At 41.4% G+C, this 21876-nt stretch carries 17 protein-coding genes; 16 read left to right on the plus strand and 1 reads right to left on the minus strand.

All coding sequences use genetic code 11. From position 1 onward, the window contains the following. Positions 1 to 475: 475 nt before the first annotated feature. The 14 genes from Q0I54_RS05610 to Q0I54_RS05675 all read left to right on the plus strand — a co-directional run bounded on the left by Q0I54_RS05610 (position 476) and on the right by Q0I54_RS05675 (position 19430). Complete coding sequence (locus tag Q0I54_RS05610; protein ID WP_294785901.1) at positions 476 to 823, plus strand: Hpt domain-containing protein; 348 nt, start codon at positions 476 to 478, stop codon at positions 821 to 823. Between the two features lie 23 nt (positions 824 to 846). Beyond that, on the plus strand, positions 847 to 2805 hold the full coding sequence (locus tag Q0I54_RS05615) for a diguanylate cyclase domain-containing protein (protein WP_296117150.1): 1959 nt from the start codon (positions 847 to 849) through the stop codon (positions 2803 to 2805). A 276-nt stretch (positions 2806 to 3081) separates the two neighbouring features. Further along, positions 3082 to 3747: an L-serine ammonia-lyase, iron-sulfur-dependent subunit beta gene (sdaAB, locus tag Q0I54_RS05620; RefSeq protein WP_296117152.1), complete on the plus strand. Its 666-nt coding sequence runs from the start codon at positions 3082 to 3084 to the stop codon at positions 3745 to 3747. Between the two features lie 28 nt (positions 3748 to 3775). Continuing rightward, on the plus strand, positions 3776 to 4639 hold the full coding sequence (gene sdaAA, locus Q0I54_RS05625) for an L-serine ammonia-lyase, iron-sulfur-dependent, subunit alpha (protein ID WP_296117153.1): 864 nt from the start codon (positions 3776 to 3778) through the stop codon (positions 4637 to 4639). Positions 4640 to 4710: 71 nt separating this feature from the next. After that, entirely contained in the window at positions 4711 to 5190 is a 480-nt protein-coding gene (locus Q0I54_RS05630) for a gamma carbonic anhydrase family protein (protein WP_296117155.1), read from the plus strand. 587 nt (positions 5191 to 5777) lie between these two features. Continuing rightward, on the plus strand, positions 5778 to 8816 hold the full coding sequence (locus tag Q0I54_RS05635; RefSeq protein WP_296117157.1) for a hypothetical protein: 3039 nt from the start codon (positions 5778 to 5780) through the stop codon (positions 8814 to 8816). Positions 8817 to 9190: 374 nt separating this feature from the next. After that, positions 9191 to 10126, plus strand: a complete 936-nt coding sequence (locus Q0I54_RS05640) for a substrate-binding domain-containing protein (RefSeq protein WP_296117158.1) — start codon at positions 9191 to 9193, stop codon at positions 10124 to 10126. Positions 10127 to 10283: 157 nt separating this feature from the next. Next, a complete protein-coding gene (gene pstC / locus Q0I54_RS05645; protein ID WP_296117160.1) occupies positions 10284 to 11144 on the plus strand; it encodes a phosphate ABC transporter permease subunit PstC in 861 nt (286 codons plus the stop codon). Further along, positions 11144 to 11980: a phosphate ABC transporter permease PstA gene (pstA, locus tag Q0I54_RS05650; protein ID WP_296117161.1), complete on the plus strand. Its 837-nt coding sequence runs from the start codon at positions 11144 to 11146 to the stop codon at positions 11978 to 11980. Before pstC ends, pstA begins: the two co-directional genes overlap by 1 nt. A 119-nt stretch (positions 11981 to 12099) precedes the next feature. Then, complete coding sequence (pstB, locus tag Q0I54_RS05655; RefSeq protein ID WP_109215090.1) at positions 12100 to 12858, plus strand: phosphate ABC transporter ATP-binding protein PstB; 759 nt, start codon at positions 12100 to 12102, stop codon at positions 12856 to 12858. Positions 12859 to 12877: 19 nt separating this feature from the next. Continuing rightward, positions 12878 to 13543, plus strand: a complete 666-nt coding sequence (gene phoU / locus Q0I54_RS05660; protein ID WP_296117164.1) for a phosphate signaling complex protein PhoU — start codon at positions 12878 to 12880, stop codon at positions 13541 to 13543. 143 nt (positions 13544 to 13686) lie between these two features. Next, positions 13687 to 16179 carry a metallophosphoesterase gene (locus tag Q0I54_RS05665; RefSeq protein WP_296117166.1) on the plus strand — a complete coding sequence of 831 codons (2493 nt, stop codon included), beginning with the start codon at positions 13687 to 13689 and terminating at the stop codon, positions 16177 to 16179. A 151-nt stretch (positions 16180 to 16330) separates the two neighbouring features. Continuing rightward, positions 16331 to 17479, plus strand: coding sequence for a YibE/F family protein (locus tag Q0I54_RS05670; RefSeq protein WP_296117167.1), 1149 nt, complete (start codon positions 16331 to 16333; stop codon positions 17477 to 17479). Between the two features lie 175 nt (positions 17480 to 17654). After that, positions 17655 to 19430 carry a Na/Pi cotransporter family protein gene (locus Q0I54_RS05675; protein WP_296117169.1) on the plus strand — a complete coding sequence of 592 codons (1776 nt, stop codon included), beginning with the start codon at positions 17655 to 17657 and terminating at the stop codon, positions 19428 to 19430. Positions 19431 to 19597: 167 nt separating this feature from the next. Here Q0I54_RS05675 and Q0I54_RS05680 read toward each other — a convergent pair whose 3' ends face one another. Then, on the minus strand, positions 19598 to 20254 hold the full coding sequence (locus Q0I54_RS05680) for an HAD family hydrolase (RefSeq protein ID WP_296117171.1): 657 nt from the start codon (positions 20252 to 20254) through the stop codon (positions 19598 to 19600). Between the two features lie 563 nt (positions 20255 to 20817). Between Q0I54_RS05680 and Q0I54_RS05685 the strand changes: the two genes are divergently transcribed. Beyond that, positions 20818 to 21414 carry a histidine phosphatase family protein gene (locus tag Q0I54_RS05685; RefSeq protein WP_296117173.1) on the plus strand — a complete coding sequence of 199 codons (597 nt, stop codon included), beginning with the start codon at positions 20818 to 20820 and terminating at the stop codon, positions 21412 to 21414. After that, on the plus strand, positions 21383 to 21841 hold the full coding sequence (locus tag Q0I54_RS05690; protein WP_296117175.1) for a GNAT family N-acetyltransferase: 459 nt from the start codon (positions 21383 to 21385) through the stop codon (positions 21839 to 21841). Before Q0I54_RS05685 ends, Q0I54_RS05690 begins: the two co-directional genes overlap by 32 nt. Positions 21842 to 21876: the final 35 nt, after the last annotated feature.

Below are 21876 nucleotides of genomic sequence, written 5' to 3' on the forward strand. Positions count from 1 at the left end.
TCAGTTGGTAGAGCACTTGACTTTTAATCAAGTTGTCCCGGGTTCGAACCCCGGCACGCTCACTATAAAAGAACACGTAAGTGTTCTTTTTTTTGTGCCGGCGTTCGAACCAAGGTTCGGTCTCCGCTTCGCTTCGGTCGGACCTAAACAGACATCCCCTGGATGTCTGTTTAGGTCCCCGGCACGCTCACTACAAGGAATGCGAAAGCATTCCTTTTTTCTATTTTTCATATAATACATTAAAAATATATGTAAAAAATTTCTGTACACGTTTAGTTAATACTTGTGATTACAGAGAATATCCTCTATAATGTGCATATATAAGCGAAAAATGTGGTTGATAGACGAAAGCATTATAGAACAATTTAGTAACTATATAAGTTTATTGGAATGAGCCACGCCTAAGGCGTGGCTCATTATGACATATGGAGAGATATACAACGAAATATACAGGTACTATTACAGGAGAAAAATAATGACAATCAGAGAATGCTACGACAAGATGGGCGGAGATTTTGATGACGTAATGCAGCGCCTTGGAAGCGAAAGCTTTATTCAGCGTTTTGCGGTACGTTTTTTAGATGATACAAGTTTTCAGATGATCAAAGATGGTATTGCGAATGGAGATGCAGAGCTTGCATTTCGCGGAGCACATACGTTAAAAGGTGTATGTTCTAATCTTGGTTTTACAAAATTATACGAAGTTAGTTCAGAACTGACAGAAATTCTTCGTGGACGGGAGTTGAAAGCATACGAAGAAGCATTTGCTGAAGTGGAAAAATGGTATCAGATCACCGTGGATGCAATTAAAGGTTTGAACTAGTAGAAAGTAATCAGGGATAAGATATGAAGTCAGAGATAAAAATGACGATGGAACAGGCTCAACAGGAAATGGAATTATTTCGCCGTTTATTCAGCGAAGTTCGTTTGCTGGACGCAGAGGAGCTTGGACTGAAACCGGAAACGGACGGATGGAACGGTTTTAAATCTTGCATCTGTAAATCATGTCTGGGACAGGATAGTTGTGAGGAAGAATGTATTGCAAGAAAGGTTTTGCAGGAGAAAAAACAGAAAACAAAATTTGAATATATTGATGAAAATCTCCACGAGATCATTGCAAAATATGTGGAAGTAGATGATACGCCATATGTGATGGAACTGGTGCGACATGTGGATACAGATGTAATGATTGGAAAAGTGCAGCATCAGACAGAAAAGGCAAACATGGCCGAGTTTTATGACCTGTTGTATACGGATGCGCTTTCGCAGGCATATAACCGCAGATACTTTGAAGACCGGATTCGTAAGAAAGAAGTGACTGCGGGTATTGCAATGATTGATCTGGATGATTTCAAGATCAGCAATGATACTTATGGTCATGAAATTGGAGATAAACTGCTTTGCACGGTTGCAGCAACGATTAAAAATGTAATTCGAACAACTGATACGCTAATCCGTTATGGTGGCGATGAGTTTTTGCTTGTTATTCCGAATATCTCTCAGAAAATGTTTGAACAGAAACTGAATGAAATACTGTATCATATTCGACTGATACAGATTTTGGAAAGCAAAAATCTGTATCTTTCTGTCAGCATTGGTGCTGTTATGGCGAAAAATCAGCGTGTGGAAGATGCCATGCAGAAGGCTGACAAGTTGATGTATGAGGCGAAACAGACGAAAAATACGGTTGTGGCAGAGTGGGGCAGAATAGGTGAGAAAGAAGCGTCAGAGCAGTACGGCGGCAAAAATCAGCGACAGTGTATTCTGATCGTAGATGATTCTGAGATGAATCGTGCAATTCTCTATGAAATGCTGCACAATAATTTTGATATTCTGGAAGCGGAAAGCGGAGAAATCTGTATCAGCATGCTGGAAAAATACAACAGGGATATTTCTTTACTGCTGCTTGATATTGTAATGCCTGGAATGAATGGTTTCGATGTGCTGGAGCAGATGAATCGGAGAAAATGGATTAAATCCATACCGGTTATTATGATTTCCAGTGAGCATTCTGATTTTTATATTCAAAACGCATATGACATGGGCGTGTCAGATTACATCAGTCGCCCGTTTGACATAAAAGTGGTATGCCGTCGGGTGAATAATACAATAAAACTGTATGCAAAACAGAGACGATTGACCACGATCCTGACAGAACAGGTGAAATCAAAAGAGGAAAGCCGGAAGATTATGGTGGCAATTTTGAGCCAGATCGTTGAGTTCCGTAATGGAGAGAGCGGTCTGCACGTTACCCATGTAAATGTTCTGGTAAAAATGCTGATCGAGCGGCTGCGTCAGGTGACAGATCAATACGATATTTCCTGGGTGAAACAGGATCTGATCGTCATGGCATCATCGCTTCATGATATTGGAAAAATCGGTATTGATGACAAGATTTTAAATAAAAAAGGAAAACTGACCCAAGAAGAGTTTGAAATTATGAAAACTCATACATTGATCGGTGCGTCGATTCTGGAAAATCTGGAAGAGTATCAACAGGAACCACTGGTACAGACGGCCTATGATATTTGCCGCTGGCATCATGAGCGATATGACGGAAACGGATATCCGGATGGATTGAAGGGTGAGGAGATTCCGATTTCTGCGCAGGTTGTTTCCATTGCGGATGTGTATGATGCATTGGTAAGCAAACGTGTATACAAAGAGCGTTATACTTATGATAAGACCCTGGAGATGATTCTGGGAGGAGAATGTGGAGTGTTTAATCCAATTCTTCTGCAATGTCTGAAAGACATTCATGCAGAAATCCCTGATAAAATCTATCGGGGGGGGGTAAAAATATGATATGGTAAGTGGTAAGCAGGAAGTGTTGTTTATATAAAAACCGGAGCCTGTAAAGGCACATATGATAGACCCGAAAACGACAGAGCGTTTTTTGAAAAACAAACGATCTGTCGTACTTTTTGTTATAAACAAAAAATGAAGTAGTGACTATTATTGATACATTTATTGAAAAAATCTGTATGGAGGTGAAATCCAGCAGATGGAAAATCCACATGCCATGCATTATGAAACATTGTATGACTGGAAACATTTTAGAAAACAGAGGAGATAGCAGGAATGGATTTGTTTGATATTGTAGGTCCGATCATGGTCGGACCTTCCAGCTCCCATACTGCGGGAGCCGTGCGGATGGGGTATGTAGCAGGAAAACTGTTGGGAGAACCAATCCGCAAAGCAGAGATTCTGCTATATGGTTCCTTCCTTGCAACAGGCGAGGGGCATGGAACGAAGAAAGCACTGGTTGCAGGTCTGCTTGGGATGCAGCCGGATGATTATCAGATTGCGGATAGTTTTGAAATTGCGGCACAGCAGGGGATAACGGTAGTGTTTGGTGAAGCGCATTTGGAGGATGCGCATCCGAACACGGCGGTGATCCGATTAACCGGTGTCGGGGAAAAATGTACGGAAGTACAGGTGTCCTCCATCGGTGGTTCACGCATTAGTATTGATAAGATTGACGGTATCAATACCGGTTTTTCCGGGGAATGTCCGACGCTGATCGTGCATAACATTGATCAGCCGGGATGTATCGTAGCGGTTACATCTATGCTGGCAAAGAAAAATGTCAATATTGCGACCATGCAGGTATACCGTTCTGCCAAAGGTGAGCAGGCGGTCATGGTGGTTGAATGTGATCAGCCAATTTCTGAAGATGGAATTGTATGGCTGGAGCAGGTGGAAGGCGTACTGAAAGTGACGTATTTTGCCGGAATTGGGGCATAAAAAATAAATAGAAAAGGAAACCATAATTATGGCAGCAGAATATCACAGTCTGAGAGAACTGATAGAACTGGCAGAAGCACAGGAAAAATCTGTGTGGGAGATTGTACAGCAGTCGGATATGGAAGAAAGTGAGCGAACAGCAGGGCAGTCTTTTCAGAAAATGTATGAGATGTATCTGGCAATGAAGCAGGCAGATCAGGATTATGACGGAGAACGCCGTTCTGCAAGCAAGCGCGCAGGTGGAGATGGAGAAAAGTTACATCAATATAATGAGGCAGGGAAAAATATCTGTGGACCGTTTATCGGAAAAGTTATGGAAAAGGCTATTAAAATGGGTGAATCCAATGCATGTATGCGGCGTATCGTTGCGGCGCCTACGGCAGGATCTTGCGGCGTACTCCCGGCAGTGTTACTTAGCTATGAGGAAGAATTTCAGGTAAAAGAGGAACAGGTAATTCATGCTCTTTATGTTGCCGCTGGAATTGGAAAAGTGATTGCGGAAAATGCGTCTCTGGCAGGTGCTTCCGGTGGCTGTCAGGCAGAGATTGGTTCTGCTAGTGCTATGGCAGCAGGGGCACTGGTTAGTCTTCAGGGTGGTGATGCAAAAACCATCATGCATGGAGCCGCACTGGCATTAAAAAATATGCTTGGCCTGGTTTGTGATCCGGTGGCAGGATTAGTAGAAGTTCCATGCATTAAGAGAAATTCTTCCGGTGCGGTTAATGCAGTAACATCCGCACAGCTTGCCTTAGCTGGAATTCAAAGTGCGATTGATCCGGATGAAGTCATTGACAGTATGCGGCGTATTGGAAATCAGTTACCGGCTTGTTTAAGAGAAACCAGTGAAGGTGGATTGGCAACAACGGAATCGGCCATAAATTATCTCAGTTAAGGGGAAATAGTTGCTAGACAGTGAAAAAGTATTGTAAGATAGGTTAAAAAGGAAAAATGGGGGCTGAAGATATGAGCAAAGATAAAAATGAAACTGTATATATTGCACCAAATGCAACTGTTGTTGGAGATGCGACCATAGGAAAAGACAGCAGTCTCTGGTATCAGGCAGTAGTCAGAGGAGATCATGACAGTATCACCATTGGGGAAGGAACGAATATTCAGGATGGTTGTATCCTTCACGCAGATGAAGGATTTCCAGTTGTGATCGGAGATTATGTTACGGTTGGACACGCAGCGATCATTCATGGCTGTGAGATTGGAGATGGCGCACTGATCGGCATGGGAGCCATTGTTTTGAATGGAGCAAAAATCGGTAAAAATGCCATTATTGGTGCGGGTGCACTGGTGACACAGGGAACTGTGATTCCCGATGGCATGCTGGCAGTTGGTTCTCCGGCAAAAGTCAGACGTGAAGTAACTGCCGAGGAAATAAAGCAGAACCATGAAGATGCTTTGGAGTATATTAAAACTGCAAGAGAACAATTCTGAAACAATACAAATTAACAGATAATTTAAAATAATATAAAAAATATACAGAAAAAGTGTTGACAAATCAACAAAAGTGCAATACAATAAAGACAACAAAAGAAGAGAGAAAACAAAATAAAAAATCTTCTTTCGTTAAATAACTACAGGAGGTCAGTCCAATGGAGTAAGCAAGATAATAATCTCTTTTGACAGAGTTTATCATTATAAAACAATCAGTTAAAGGAGGACAAGTCCATTGAGAGGTAGAGATCCATAGTTGAGACAAAAGAAATAGCAGAAAGGGAGGTTATATAGTGAAGCTTAGATTTAACAGGTGACAGAGCTATCTGATGACGAGAAAGTCGGATAGCTCTTTTTTTATGTCTTTTTATCTCAGTCGAGAAGACTCACGCACCAAGTCTCACGTGCGTTCGACTTGAACTGGTGTGTAATATGTGACATATTAAACAGAACAAATATATCAAAAACTAAAAAAATGTCCATTTATTCGAAAAAAACTTCCTTTTGGTAAATTCATCTTTTTGACATAATGAGCTTGGATGGTTATGCAGAAATGCAGGTAAGTTTATCAAAAGAGAGGAGATCGTATGAACAGAAATTCGAAGCTGTTACGGAAATCTTTGGTCGTAGCAGGGGCAGTAACTCTATCCTTATCTATGTGCAGTCCGGTACTTGCGTCAAATACAGCAGGCGCAGCCGGCAAAGGGGAATTAACAATCACGGATGTTGCCTATGGAAATAGTGATACATCGACAGGAAGAGCGTCCAGTGTACAGAGTGTTACTTATACACTGAACGGAAAAGAGTACACGCAGAAAGCAGAGGATGGCAAAGTTCTGACTCTGGTTGTAGACGGTGCACAGAAAAATATTTCCAAAGGTGCAAGCTACGAAGTATCCGACAGTGATGCAGTAACTGTAAAAGAGACAAAAGTATACAAATCTGGCGGACCGAGTTGCCCACCATGGGATATGATGAAACCGGGGGTTAAGAAATCGGTTTACAATTTCCGTCAGGCATTGTTAGTAAATAATGGCGCAATTGTAAATGACGCATCTGTAACAGAGGCCATTACCGGTGGAAGTTATGATGCTTCCAAGGCAGAGGGTGTAACAGTAACATCCGATGGTGAACATTTCAATGGCATTTATGTAACAGGAAATTCCAAATACGATATTAATAAATCCACACTGAAAGCAACCGGAGACGGTGGAGACGATTTCTCCGGCTGGGGTGCTGCAGTGATGGCTGATGAAGATACAAATGTCAACATCAAAGATACAGTGATTGACACTGCAGGAACAATCCGTACTGCAATTTGGGTAGGTGGAAATTCAAAAACAACAGTAGATAATTCACTGATCTATGCAAAGGAAACAACCGACGATTACCAGACATATACCGATCTGGTACCGGCTATGATGAAACGTGTACCGTTTGCGCTCGGTATGGAGGGAACCGTCCGTGCGACGAATGTATTGGGAGCAGGTCAGGCAATCTATAACAACAGTATGATCATTTCTACCGGTTGGGGAGCACTTTCTACAGATTCTGGTACATCTCACACGCAGACTGGAACGTATGCACTGACCGTAAATAATTCTGTTTCCGGTATTGGTACAGTAGAAGTTGCACAGGCTGCAAAGAAATATACCGCAACACAGGAAGTGAATGGTGTAACTTATGGATATACTATGGGTGGATCCGGTTATGTAACATATGCAGATTCCGGTGTATGGAACAAATACAGCAATGTACAATTCTATTCTCCGGATTATGTACAGATACTTGCCTCCGGAGAATCAAGTTCCGAATATGATAAATCTTATATGTATTCAGACCGTATCGCATTTATGACACAGCAGGCAGGCGGCGGTACACTGACATTAAAAGACAGTGACGTTGATACCAAAGATGCCCTGATGCAGATTAAATCCGGTAAGGCAAACAAAGGTTACAGCCATCTTGTAGTGGACAACACAGATGTAGATTTCTCGGGAGACTCTAAACGTACGGATGATGGAATTCTGGTAGAGCTGGTAGAATCTGATGATGCAGGAAATCCGGGTGTAACATCCTATACCATCAACGATGTGGGTGAAAATGCAGTACCGACAGGAAAAGAAATCAATGATTCCAGTGCTGACTTCAAGAATGGAACTTACAAAGGTGATATATGGAACAGTATTTACAACAACAAACAGGCATTGGATGTATCTCTGGAAAATGCAAAACTGGAAGGAACGGTTTCCTCTTCCGTAGCAGTTCATATAGATCCTGATACAGGTAAAACGGTTGAGAATGGAACTGTTCTGCAGGCATATACAGGATCTGAAAAAGAAAACCATGCAGATTATCTGGCAGAAAAAGGTGGAACAACCGGCGATTATATGACAATCGGTAGCTTCTCTCATACAGCACACAAGACAATCAATAATCCGGTGAACCTTACTGTCGATAAAAAATCTGAATGGACGGTAACGGGTGACAGTTATCTGAATACTCTGGATCTTGCATCCGCAGACTGCATTACAGCGTCTGAACCTGAGACTGTATACACAACTGCTCTGACAGTTGATAACAAAGAATATGCTTATGGAACCTATACATTTGATAATGTAACTGTTAAAGTTGAGGCAAGTGATATTGTAATTCCGGATACCGGTATTGTGGCTGAAGGACAGACATTCAACAGCATACCATATGCATTCTATGTAGTGAATGAAGATGGATCTTATAATTCTGCTGCTATTGATTTTATATCTCAGAATACACCGTCCGGAACTGTAATTTTTGGTGCTACAGCGAAAGATGGTTACGAGATTGTATCTACGAAAGCAGAAGGTGGAGCAATCACTCCAAGCACAGATTTTGCAGAGTATCCATATGAATTAACTTCTACCGGAGATCCGAGAGAAGGAATGAAAGTTATCATCAAAGTTAAATCCACTGCACAGGCAGATGGTCTTGCAAACCAGAAAGCTGCAGATGGAAACTGGTACTACTACAAAGATGGTAAAATCGCTACAGACGTTACAACCGTAGCAAAGAACAAAAATGGCTGGTGGTATGTAAAGAACGGAAAAGTTGACTTTACTGCAAATACTGTAGCAAAGAACCAGAATGGCTGGTGGAAGATCGTTAATGGTAAAGTAGATTTCAACTATACAGGAATTGCAAAGAATCAGAACGGCTGGTGGAGAATCGTAAACGGTAAAGTTGATTTCAACTGTAACAGTGTTGAGAAAAACGAGAATGGCTGGTGGAAACTTGTCAATGGTAAAGTTGATTTCGGTTACACAGGAATTGCAAAGAACCAGAATGGCTGGTGGAGAATTGTAAACGGTAAAGTTGATTTTAACTGCAACAGCATTGAGAAAAACGAGAACGGCTGGTGGAAACTTGTCAATGGTAAAGTTGACTTTGGTTATACAGGCGTAGCAAAGAATCAGAATGGCTGGTGGAGAGTAGAGAACGGTAAAGTAAACTTTAATTACAATGGAATCGCTCAGAACCAGAATGGCTGGTGGAAGATTAAAAACGGAAAAGTAGATTTTTCTTACTCTGGAAAAGTAAAAGCGAACGGAAAAACATATCGTGTAAAAAATGGTAAGGTAAAAATGTAATTCACATGTTTATATTTTTGCAATAAACAAACCTGTAAAAGCATAACATAATATCCTCCACAAAGAGAAAGTGCGGCACATTTTGTGCGGCGCTTTCTTTTGCGTCTGCAGACCATTTTCGGTTAAAAAGTAAAGTTTTTTACAAAAGCTTTACTTTTTTTTTTCGCAATCCTGATAGTATGAAAACCCAAATCCGATTAAAGTATACGTCGTAAGGCAAACAAAACAACTTGCCAACAACATAAAACATAGTATTATCCAGAGCCATTCGAAACAAAACTCGCATTGCGAGCATGATTCGCATATTTCCAAGAATTGCCTTGGCTCTGAATAGTAGTCAGAAAAAGATGTAAATCGAAAAGGAGAGAATCGAAATGAAACTGAAAAAAATGATGGCACTTGTACTTTGCGCAGTAACAGTAGCAGGACTTGGACTTACAGGATGTGGAAACAGCGGTGATAACGCTGCAGCAGATAATACAGGAAGTGCAGCAAAAGAAAGCAGCGATACAGGAAGCGCAGATGCATCTGATTTTTCCGGAAATATCACTGTATTATCCCGTGAGGATGGTTCCGGTACAAGAGGCGCTTTCATCGAACTGTTTGGAATTGAAGAGAAAAATGAAGCAGGCGAGAAAGAGGATATGACAACCGTAGATGCAACCATCACAAACAATACAGAGGTTATGATGTCTACGGTAGCCGGTAACGAATATGCAATCGGCTACTGTTCCCTTGGTTCTTTGAATGATACAGTAAAAGCTGTAAAAATCGATGGTGCTGAGGCAACAACAGACAACGTATCCAATGGAACTTACAAAGTATCCAGACCGTTCAACATCGTAACAAAAGACAACGTAAGTGATGTTGCTCAGGATTTTATCAACTATATTATGAGCGCTGATGGACAGCAGGTAATCACAGATGACGGATACATTTCTGTAGCAGAAGGTGAGACATTCACATCTACAGGAGCAAGCGGAAAAATTACAATCGACGGTTCTTCCAGCGTATCACCAGTTATGGAGAAACTGGCAGAGGCTTACAAAAAAGTAAATCCGAATGCAGAAATTGAGCAGCAGACAACAGATTCAACAACAGGTATCACATCTGCAATCGACGGAAAATGTGATATCGGAATGGCTTCCCGTGACCTGAAAGAAGAAGAAACAGGTGTAAAAGCTACCAAGATCGCACTTGATGGTATCGCAGTTATCGTAAACAATGATAACCCAACAGATGAGATCAGCTCTGATATGGTAAAACAGATCTTCACCGGTGAAGTTACAAAATGGCAGGATGTAAAATAATTGATTCAGTAAAATAACAATTCAGAACAACATATAAATACTGGTTATAGAAAAGTTCCTATGTTCTGAATAACTATCATGTATGCGCCATGACAGATTCAAATCTGAGACAGAAAAGGGTCTGTGTGGCGCATTCCCACAGGGAGAACTAAAACATATGAAACGAAAAGAAAAAGTGTTTGAAATCATTTTTCTGTTAGTTGCCTGTCTTTCCATTGTGGCAGTAGCGATGATTTGTATCTTCTTATTTGCAAATGGAATTCCGGCAATGGGAAAAATTGGACTTGGAAAATTCCTCGGCGGACAGGTATGGAAGCCGGGAAATGATAAATATGGTATCTTTCCGATGATCATCGGAAGTCTGTACATTACAGGCGGTGCCATTGCAGTAGGTGTACCGATCGGTATTTTTACTGCAGTATTTCTTGCAAAGTATTGTCCGGAAGGACTTTACAAAATCATTAAACCGGCAACCGAACTTCTGGCCGGAATCCCTTCTGTCGTATATGGATTCTTCGGATTGATGGTAATCGTGCCGGCGGTTCGAATGATCTTCGGAACGGATAACACAGACGGTATGAGTATTCTGACAGCATCTTTCCTTCTTGGAATCATGATTTTGCCAACGATCATCGGTGTGACGGAGACGTCCATTCGGTCTGTAAATAATGCCTATTTTGAAGGCGCACTGGCATTGGGTGCAACAAAGGAAGCAAGTATCTTCCGCTGTGTGATCCCGGCAGCAAAATCAGGTATCTTAGCCGGTGTGGTACTTGGCATCGGACGTGCCATTGGTGAGACCATGGCGGTAGTAATGATCGCCGGAAATCAGCCACGTATGCCGCAGGGGATTTTGCAGGGAGTACGTACACTGACTACAAACGTTGTACTTGAGATGGGATATGCGACCGGACTTCACAGAGAAGCACTGATCGCAACCGGTGTGGTACTGTTTGTATTCATCCTGATCATTAACCTGGCATTTAGCATTATCAAAGGAAAAGGAGAGAAGGAATAATGAAAAAGACAAAGAAAAAAATTTATGCCGGCTCTCTGATTTTGAAAATACTGGTCATTCTGGCAGCAATTTTTACGATTGTGATGCTTGGTTACCTGATTGTATACATTCTTGCAAAAGGAATCCCGCATCTGACACCGTCACTGTTTTCTATCCATTACGACAGTGACAATGTATCAATGCTTCCATCTATTATCAATACATTGATCATGATCGGTGTAGCGTTACTGATCGCAGTTCCGGTAGGTGTATTTTCAGCGGTATATCTGACAGAGTATGCAAAAAAAGGAAATAAACTTGTAAAAGTAATCAGAACTACTGCAGAAACTCTGACAGGTATTCCTTCTATCGTATATGGATTGTTTGGTATGTTGTTTTTCGTAACAGCCTGCCACATGTCCTATTCCTTAATGGCAGGTATTTTAACAGTAGCGATCATGGTTCTGCCAACAGTTTTGAGAACCACAGAGGAAGCGCTTTTAGCAGTGCCGGACAGCTTCCGTGAGGGAAGTTTCGGACTTGGCGCAGGAAAACTTCGTACGGTATTTCGAATTGTGCTTCCAAGTGCGATACCAGGTATCCTTTCCGGTGTTATTCTTTCTACCGGACGAATCGCCGGTGAGACAGCTGCACTGATCTATACCGCAGGAACCATGGCAACTTTACCGAAAAATCTGCTTTCTTCCGGACGTACGCTGGCCGTTCACATGTATGTGCTTTCCCAGGAAGGTCTGCATACAGATCAGGCATTTGCCACTGCAGTTATTTTGCTGGTAATGGTACTTCTGATCAATATTTTATCTTCTGTCATTGCAAAGAAAATGCAGAGAGACTAAAGGAATATGATCGGTACCATAGAGAAATACTTTTGCAATAGTTTTTACAAATATCAAAAGAGAACTGGATGAGAGTAATTTGCAAACAGCAATATGTGAGAGAGGACAACGAAAAGAACATGTTAAAAAATAAAATGACAATCGAGCATATGAATCTTCATTACGGAGATTTCCATGCGTTAAAAGATATTAATCTGGAGATTAAAGAACATCAGATCACTGCGTTTATCGGACCTTCCGGATGTGGTAAATCTACTTTGCTGAAATCATTAAACCGTATGAATGATCTGGTAGAAGGATGTAAAATTGACGGTCTGATCGCATTGGACGGCGAAGATATTTATGGAAATAATATGGATGTAAACCTGCTGAGAAAAAGGGTTGGTATGGTATTTCAGAAGGCAAATCCATTTCCGATGAGCATTTACGATAACGTCGCATTCGGACCGAGAACACACGGTATCCACAATAAAGCACAGTTAGATGACATCGTAGAAAAATCACTTCGTGATGCAGCAATCTGGGACGAAGTCAAAGACCGTCTGAAAAAAAGTGCTCTTGGCGTGTCCGGCGGACAGCAGCAGAGAATCTGTATCGCCCGTGCGCTGGCAGTTCATCCGGAAGTACTTCTGATGGATGAGTCTACATCTGCGCTGGATCCGATTTCTACATCCAAAATCGAGGATCTCGTTATGGAACTGAAATCCCAGTACACCATCGTTATGGTAACACATAACATGCAGCAGGCCGTGCGTGTATCTGACCAGACTGCATTTTTCTTGCTGGGCGACCTTGTAGAGTATGGTGATACCGATCAGTTATTCTCCACACCGAAAGAGAAAAAGACAGAAGATTATATTACCGGTAGATTTGGTTAATGCAAGGGAGAACATAAAAATGAGAAATCAATTTGACAGACAGTTAAATACTTTAAATGGTGAATTGATCCAGATGGGTCACATGGTAGAGCAGGCCATTGAGCATGCAATTGAAGCCATGGTACATCAGGATGCAGAAAAAGCAAAACAAAACATGGAATTTGATTCAGAAGTAGATCAGCAGGAAAAAGATATCGAGACACTGTGTATGAAACTTTTGATGAAACAGCAGCCGGTAGCCAGAGATCTTCGCCTGATCTCAGCAGCATTAAAAATGATCACAGATATGGAACGAATTGGTGATCAGGCAGCAGACATTTCAGAATTAGCCTTATGTCTGGTAAATGAAAAAAAACTGCCGATGATGGATCGTATGAAACAGATGTCACAGGAATGTATGCTGATGGTCATGAAAGGACTGGAAGCATTCGTGGCAAAAGATATTGAGATGGCAAAAAAAGTAATTGCCAGAGATGATGTGGTTGATACCATGTTTGATGATACAAAAAAAGAAGTGATCGAGCTGATCCAGAATCATGGAACAGGTGCAGAAGTAGCAACGGATCTGCTGATGGTTGCAAAATACTTTGAGCGAATTGGTGATCATGCGACAAATATTGCAGAATGGGTTATCTTTTCCATTAATGGAACCCATCCGACGATAAATCCGGAGCCGGTTTTGTAAAAGGCCAAAAAGCAGTTCACATATTCCCTTCACAGGCAATATGTGGGCTGAACATAAGTAATAGCGGATGTTGCTCCGATATTATAAAAAAACAGGCAATTGCCTGAACCACTGTAAAAACAGCACAAATTGTGGAGGATGAGATGAACACAAACAAAAATTTATGGAAAAAAGGTGTAGTTTTAGCTGCTGCGGCAACTATGATCGCAGGCGCGGTGCCAACAGTAAATGCATTCGCATATGGTGCTTATGATGTAAACAAGAGCACCTTTAAGTCAGACACCGACAATTCCGCAGATTTCCAGAACTGGAAAACCAATGTATGGCAGGGTGGAGAAAATGCTTATGCAAATACAAATGAAATAGCACTGACACCGGGAACCGATGCCACAGGATTAAATTTCGCATGGTATTCTGAAAGTAAAGGAACACCGGCAGTGATGATCTGGAAAGATGGTGCCAAAGGAGCAGCAAAAGTATTTACCGGAACAGCAAGTGATATCAGCGCTGCAAACTGGCAGGGAAAAACTTATGCGGCATCCAATAAAGTAAGCATCGCGAACTATTTTAATGAAAATACAAAATATATCTATCAGTATACGGATGATTACAAAGAAGACGGTACAAGCGTATGGTCTGAGGAATATAATTATACTACACAGTCTACCGATAAATTCTCCGTAATTCTGACTGGTGACCCACAGGTAGGAGCCTCCGGAAGTTCTTCCGACAGACAGGCTGATGATGCAAGTGTTGCAAGAGATGCCTATAACTGGAATAAAACCATGCAGCAGGCATTAAAGACATGTCCGAACGCATCATTCCTTTTATCCGCAGGTGATCAGATCAATGAATCCAATTCTAATACAGATGAAGTAAGAAAAACAAGAGAGAGTGAGTACGCAGGTTATTTATATCCGTCAGTATTTCGTAATCTTCCAATCGCAGCAACCATCGGAAACCATGATATGAACGGTTCTGATTATTCTGCTCATTTCAATAATCCAAATTCAGAGGAGCAGTTGGGACAGACAGCTGCAGGAAGTGATTTCTACTTTAACTATGGTGATGCATTATTTATTTCACTGAACAGCAATAACCGTAATCAGGCAGAGCACAGAAAACTCATGCAGGAAGCAATTGCAAGCAATCCGGATGCAAAATGGAAAGTTGTTATTTTCCACAGTGACATTTACGGTTCCGGTCAGCCGCATGCAGATACAGATGCTTCTACAAACAGAATTATTTTCGCTCCACTGATGGATGAATTCGACATTGATGTCTGCCTGACAGGTCATGATCATACTTTCTCACGAAGCTATCAGGTGCTGGATGGAAATGTCATCGATTATGATATCAGCAATGGAACAGTTGCTGATCCGGAAGGTACAATGTATATTACGACAGGCTCAGGATCCGGTTCCAAATATTATAACCTGTTGAACTATACACCGTATTATATTGCTGAGAGAACAAATGCATGTCTGCCTTCTTTCTCAACCATTGATTTTACGGATGATTCCTTTACCATCAAGACTTATGATTATAACGGAAACCGTTACGCAGATGATTTTACAATTACAAAAAATGAAAATGCACAGTCTGTCGATGATGTGATCGCATCCGCAGAAAAACTGGCAAACAGTACAGATGTGACTTATACAAAAGAAAGTATGGCTGTATTGACATCGGCACTGGATCAGCTGAAAACACTGAAAAACTCCAATGTAACGGCTGAAGATCCGATGGCAGCAGACATTATAACAAACTATGGTACATCTTCAGACAGAGTCAAAGGATATGGTTCTGTGGCAAATAGTGAAGATAAAGACGGAAAAATGAACCGTTTCAAAAAAGGTCTTTCCACATTGCTTGACAAGACTATCTATACACAGGCAGCAGAAGGAGCGCAGGAGCAGGCAGCAGATTATACCGCTGATAAAGCACCGGTTGTAAAAGGCATGGATGAGGCCAAGAGCGCTGTCATTAATGCAATGAATGCTCTGGAAGAAGCAAAACCGGAAGTTGTAAAACCAGACGGACTTGCAAATGAAGCAGCCGAGGACGGAAACTGGTATTACTACAAAGACAACCAGATTGCAACAGATTACACCGGAGTAGCAAAAAATAAAAACGGCTGGTGGCGTGTAGTCAATGGAAAAGTAGATTTTAGCTGCAACAGTGTAGAGAAAAACGAGAACGGCTGGTGGTATATCCGCGGAGGCAAAGTAGATTTTAATTACACCGGAGTAGCAAAAAATAAAAACGGCTGGTGGAGAATTGTCAATGGAAAAGTAGATTTCGATTGCAACAGCGTGGAGAAAAACAGCAACGGCTGGTGGTATATCCGCGGAGGCAAAGTAGATTTTAATTACACCGGAATAGCAAAGAATAAAAATGGCTGGTGGAGAATTGTTAATGGAAAAGTTGATTTTGGCTGCAACAGCGTAGAGAAAAATGAGAATGGCTGGTGGAAACTCAGTGGAGGAAAAGTAGATTTCAACTATAACGAAATCGCAAAAAATGGCAATGGAACCTGGGTGATCAAAAATGGTAAAGTTGACTTCTCACGTAACGGCAAAGTAAAAACAAACGGAAAAACTTACCGTGTCACAAACGGCAAAGTGAAACTGTAAGACAATGTAATTTTACATAATTTCTTTTTCATATGTTTTAATAATATTTCGGGAAGAATGGGTGTTGTATTTCAGTGCGACATCCATTTCCCTTTTGGCGTAAAGTAGAGCATATAACAGGTAAATAAGCAAAGAAAGAAGGATTTAAATTTTGGAAAAAAAGAAATCATTTTATAAATGGGGAAAATATCTCATTGTGATAGGCATTACATTCTTGATGTTTCTGTTTTTTCGAAGTGTGGAACGTGTACCGTTGCTGGCAGATGACAATATGGTGTTCGTAAAAGCAGTGGTTGTCCAGAATGACTATGAGGACGAACAGGCACAGGCATCACTGGACAGCGGTGATACCCAGCAGGTAGTTCTGGAAATTCGGTCGGGTGCTCATAAAGGGGAAAAAGCAGAGGCCTACAGTCTTAATGGCTATCTGTATGGTGCAAACTGTAAAGTAGGAACAAAAGTCATTGCAAGTTTGTCGGAATGTGACGGAGTGCTGTCAGCAAACGTATACAATTACGACAGGGAGGCAGAAATCGTTGTTCTGCTGGCAGTTTTTTTCGGACTGATGTGGCTGGTAGGTGGAAAGAAAGGATTTAATTCCATACTGGCTTTGCTCTTTACCTTCGTCACGGTCATTATGATGTACATTCCACTGATGTATATCGGAATATCACCGTTTATCGCTGCTACGGTATCCGTTGTTATCATCACACTGGTAACCTTTATGCTGATTGCGGATTTTCAGATGAAATCCATCGGAGCAATGCTTGGCACGATATTTGGTGTCATTGTATCCGGATTGATAGCGTTGGCTTTCGGACATTTTAGTCATGTCACCGGATATAATGTAGATGATATTGAAAATTTGATCTATGTGGGACAAAATTCTAAACTGGATATCAGTGGTATGCTGTTTTCCGGAATCCTGATCGCATCTCTGGGAGCCGTCATGGATGTGGCAATGTCCGTGTCCACCTCTTTACATGAGATTAAAGAGCAGCGACCGGAAATTACGGCAAAAGAAATTTTCAAATCTGGTATCAATATCGGACGGGATATGATCGGAACGATGTCAAATACCCTGATTCTGGCTTATGTGGGCGGCAGCCTTGGACTGGTCATGATCATTTATGCGTATTCTTACCAGATACATCAGATAATGAATATGTACTCTATTGCTATTGAAATAATGCGTGGAGTTGCAGGAACTATTGGAATAATACTTACAGTTCCGATCACTTCCCTGATCATGTCTGTATTGCTGCCCAGAGAAAAGAAATCCGTTCTGAAAAAACAATAAAGCGCGGAATGTAAATAAAATGTAAAAATTTTACAAACACTTTACATTTGAATCTCCTGAATTTTACATACATCCATTACAGTGGTAACTGTTAAATGATATTATTACTTAATGACAGTTCACCCGCGCCATTCGCGCAAATGAATTGTATGGAAAATTCAGGAGGTTTCTATTTATGGATATATTTGCGATTTTATCGTTGATTGGCGGCCTGGCCCTGTTTTTATATGGAATGAATGTTATGGGGGACGGTCTGACCAAGGTTTCCGGTGGTAAGCTGGAAAAGATTCTGGAAAAACTCACATCAAATCCAATCAAAGCGGTATTGCTTGGTGCCGGTGTTACAGCCGTGATCCAGTCATCTTCCGCAACGACGGTTATGGTAGTTGGTTTTGTAAATTCCGGTATCATGAAACTGTCTCAGGCAGTCGGAATTATCATGGGTGCCAATGTAGGTACTACAATTACATCATGGATTTTAAGTCTTTCCGGTATTGAGAGCAGCAGCTTTTTTATCCAGATGCTTAAGCCGACATCATTTTCTCCGATTCTGGCAATCATCGGTTTGCTTTTGATGATGTCATCCAAAAATGACAAGCACAAAGATGTGGGAAGCATTTTACTTGGTTTTGCAGTTTTGATGTTTGGAATGGATGCCATGAGTGCTGCGGTAGAGCCACTCAAAGACGTTCCGGAGTTCACGCATCTGCTTACAATGTTTACGAATCCGCTGCTTGGTATGCTTGCAGGTTTGATCCTGACGGCGATCATTCAGAGTTCTTCTGCATCGGTCGGTATCCTGCAGGCATTATGTACTACCGGAGCGGTAAGTTTTGGATGCGCGATACCAATTATTATGGGACAGAACATTGGTACTTGTGTGACGGCAATCATTTCATCTTTCGGAGCATCTAAAAATGCAAAACGAACCGCGTTAGTTCATTTGTATTTTAATATTATAGGTACGGCATTGTTTATGATCGTATTTTATGCAATCAATGCGTTTGTTCATTTTGATTTTCTTGGAGATGCAGCGACACCGGCAGGAATCGCCGTTGTCCACAGTATCTTCAACATAGCAGCAACCATTGTATTGCTTCCATTTGCAAAAGTACTGGAAAAACTGGCTTATATGTCCATTAAAGAAGATCATACAGAGCGCAGACATGTTGTGCAGGAATCTGAGGAAGAACTGAAAAAGCTGGATGTGCGTTTCCTGGAGCAGCCGGGACTGGCCATCAGCCACTGTATGGAAGCCACTGCTTATATGGCGCATATGAGTGAGGCAGCACTGAATGATGCACTTGACCTGATGGATCAGTACGATGAGGAAAAAGCAGCGAATGTGGAAAAGATGGAAAATAGAATCGATCATTTTGAGGATAAGATAGGTTCTTATGTCATCCAGATCACAAACCGCAATATGCTGGAAAACGACAGTGCGAAAATGTCCATTGTTCTGCATAGTATCAATGATCTTGAGCGAATTTCTGATCACGCCGTGAACTTAAAGGAAAGCGCGCAGGAGATGAAGGAGAAAGGTCTGAAAATGTCCTTTGAGGGAAGTTCCGAGATCATGTATCTGCGCAAAGCCGTAACAGATCTGGTAAATATGACAGTTCAGGCATTAAGCCATAATGATAAAGAACTGGCAAAAGAGATCGAGCCGTTGGAGGAGGTTATTGATGACCTCAGCGATGAACTGAAACGGCGTCATGTTATCCGATTGAAAGAGGGCAAATGTACCATTGAAATGGGATTTGTGCTGACGGATATGACAACAAGTCTGGAGCGTATTGCAGATCATTGTTCCAATATCGGTGTAAGTATTCTGGAGAGCAGTGAGGAGGATATGGGACGTCATGCGTACCTGCATTCTGTGAAAAAAGAGGATACCGAGAATTTCCAGGATCGGTATGAACATTATCGGGAAATATATTTTTTTGAGTAATTGTGTGGTTTAAAATTTAGGTAGTGAAGGCGCCAGCCATCAATCTTACCGCTGCAGCTAATAATCGCTTGCGAGGAAAGATTGCATGACTGGCGCCATTTACGTTGCTGTTAAAACCGTGATGTTTGCCATTAGGTTATGACGTGCTGATTTCTTTACCGCAGATTTTATAAAGAAAAAATCGCGTTCGCAAGTTCTTCCGGTGTTGACACAATCTGTGTTGCTCCATTTTCTTTTAGAAATTCTGTGGATTTAAATCCCCAGTTTACACTGATGCATGGAATTCCGGCATTTGCAGCGGTCTGAATATCCACTTCAGAATCACCAATGTAAATACAATTTTCCGGTTTTGCATTTAATTCACGCATTGCCTGAAACACGGTATCCGGAGCTGGTTTTTTATGAATAGAAGGTGACTCACCGATAGCAACTTCTATTTCATCCGCAAAAAAATCTTTGCAAAGTCCCTTTACAGCCGCATCAAATTTGTTGGAAACGATAGCCAGTTTATAGCCACGGTTTTTCAGGATATGAAGCATATCAATAACTCCATCGTATGGTTTCGTGTTATCCATCATATGTTCTTTGTAATGCACTGGAAAATCCTTCATGCAAGCCTCATAATTTGGATTATTACGTCCGTCTGGCAATGCTTTTTCCATCAGTACATAAATGCCGTTACCGACTTTTTCTCTGATTTCTTCGCATGTATAAACAGGACCGCCATATTTTTTCATGCAGTAATTCACACTGTTGGTCAGATCCTGTAATGTATTCAATAATGTTCCATCGAGGTCAAATATCGCTGTGTTTCGTGTAGACATTTTAAGTTCCTCCTGAGTTATTTAAACGGTATTAAAAAGCGAATCACATGGGTTCTCTTAAGTTCGTCTGTCATTCTAGCAGAAAACGGATATTTCGTCAAAATAATATTGACTATAAAAATAAGCTGATTGACGTGGAGAAAAAAATATGATAATCTAATAACGAAAAACAATATTATATGTATTGTTGCATATACTGATTTTAATTCTGTTGCCTACGGGCAGAGAATTATTTGGCAATTGGCTGATGAAGTTTGTGTGAGTGATACCAAATGCAAATGGAGGTCTTCGCGTTGGTTTAGACGTTGAGCCAGCAGTATCTTACTCATCTGAGGAAAAAGAAAAAATGTCTATAAATGTCTTCTGGTTTTGCTGGAAGACATTTATTATTTTATGGGGGATAAAACTTGAACTTACATGGAGCAGGCATTTAGGTGGACGAATGAGGAAAAAAGGTATATTTTAGAGTTGATGGAAATTCAGAAAAAGAATTTTTTACCGGAAGATATAAAAGTGTTACTTAATGTATATCGACAAAAACACAGTTTAGAGGAACAATAAACATGCAGATTTTATGGATACGTCATGGTCAGACGCAAGGCAATGTCGAGCGGCGTTATGTCGGCAGAACGGATGAAGAGCTGACCTTGGATTCGAGAGAAAAATTGAAAATGCGAAAACAGCAGGGCATTGGTTTTGCACCGGAGGTGGTGTATGTCAGTCCGATGATTCGCTGTCGGGAAACGGCAGATCTTTTGTTCCCGGAACAGAAAAAAGTGCCATGGGACGGATTGCAGGAAACGGATTTTGGAGATTTTGAATATAAAAATTATGAAGAATTGAAGGATGATCCGGTGTATCAGGCATGGATTGACAGTAATGGTCAGATGCTGATTCCGCATGGTGAGAGCGGCGCGGATTTTCGCGCCCGGTGCTGCGAAGCATATGAAAAATGCATCGCTGAGGCGAGAGAAAAAGACCTGGAGAAGATTGCAATTGTGTGCCATGGTGGTACAATTATGTCTGTTATGGAGCGTTATGGACTGCCGAAAAAATCTTTTTATGAGTGGCAGGTAGGAAATGGCTGCGGGATTTTGACGGAAATGACAGAAGAAGGGGGAAACGGATATGGTATTCGGGAAATTAGTAAGTGGGAGTGAAAAAAATGAACAGATGCAGCAGATCACAGACATTCGCAATGCGGTGTTAGGTCAGGAACTGCAGCTTCCGATAAAGGAAGAACCGGATGCATTTTGCATGTATGCACTGGCGTATGAAGGGGAAACAGCAGTTGCAACCGGCGGGATTTCTTTTGATGGAGCATCCTATCAGATGAAGGAAGTGGCTGTATTGCCGGAGTTTCGCAGAAAAAAATATGGTGATTTTATTGTGCGTCTGCTGATCGATAAAGCGATGATGTCAGGAGCACAGATGATCAATGCGGATGTACTGCAGGAAGCGGTACCGCTTTTTGAGACAGTTGGATTTACAGCAAGTGGTGCGTTGTATGAAAAGGACGGAAAGCAATGGCTTCCGATGCAGCTTCAGGCAGAAAGCATTCACAAGTGCTGTAATTGTGGGCACTAAAAAGCACAAAAAATGTATTTTGGAGGGATTTAGAA

Source organism: uncultured Eubacterium sp., assembly GCF_934295145.1.
In the GTDB taxonomy this organism is placed as follows: domain Bacteria; phylum Bacillota; class Clostridia; order Lachnospirales; family Lachnospiraceae; genus Eubacterium_I.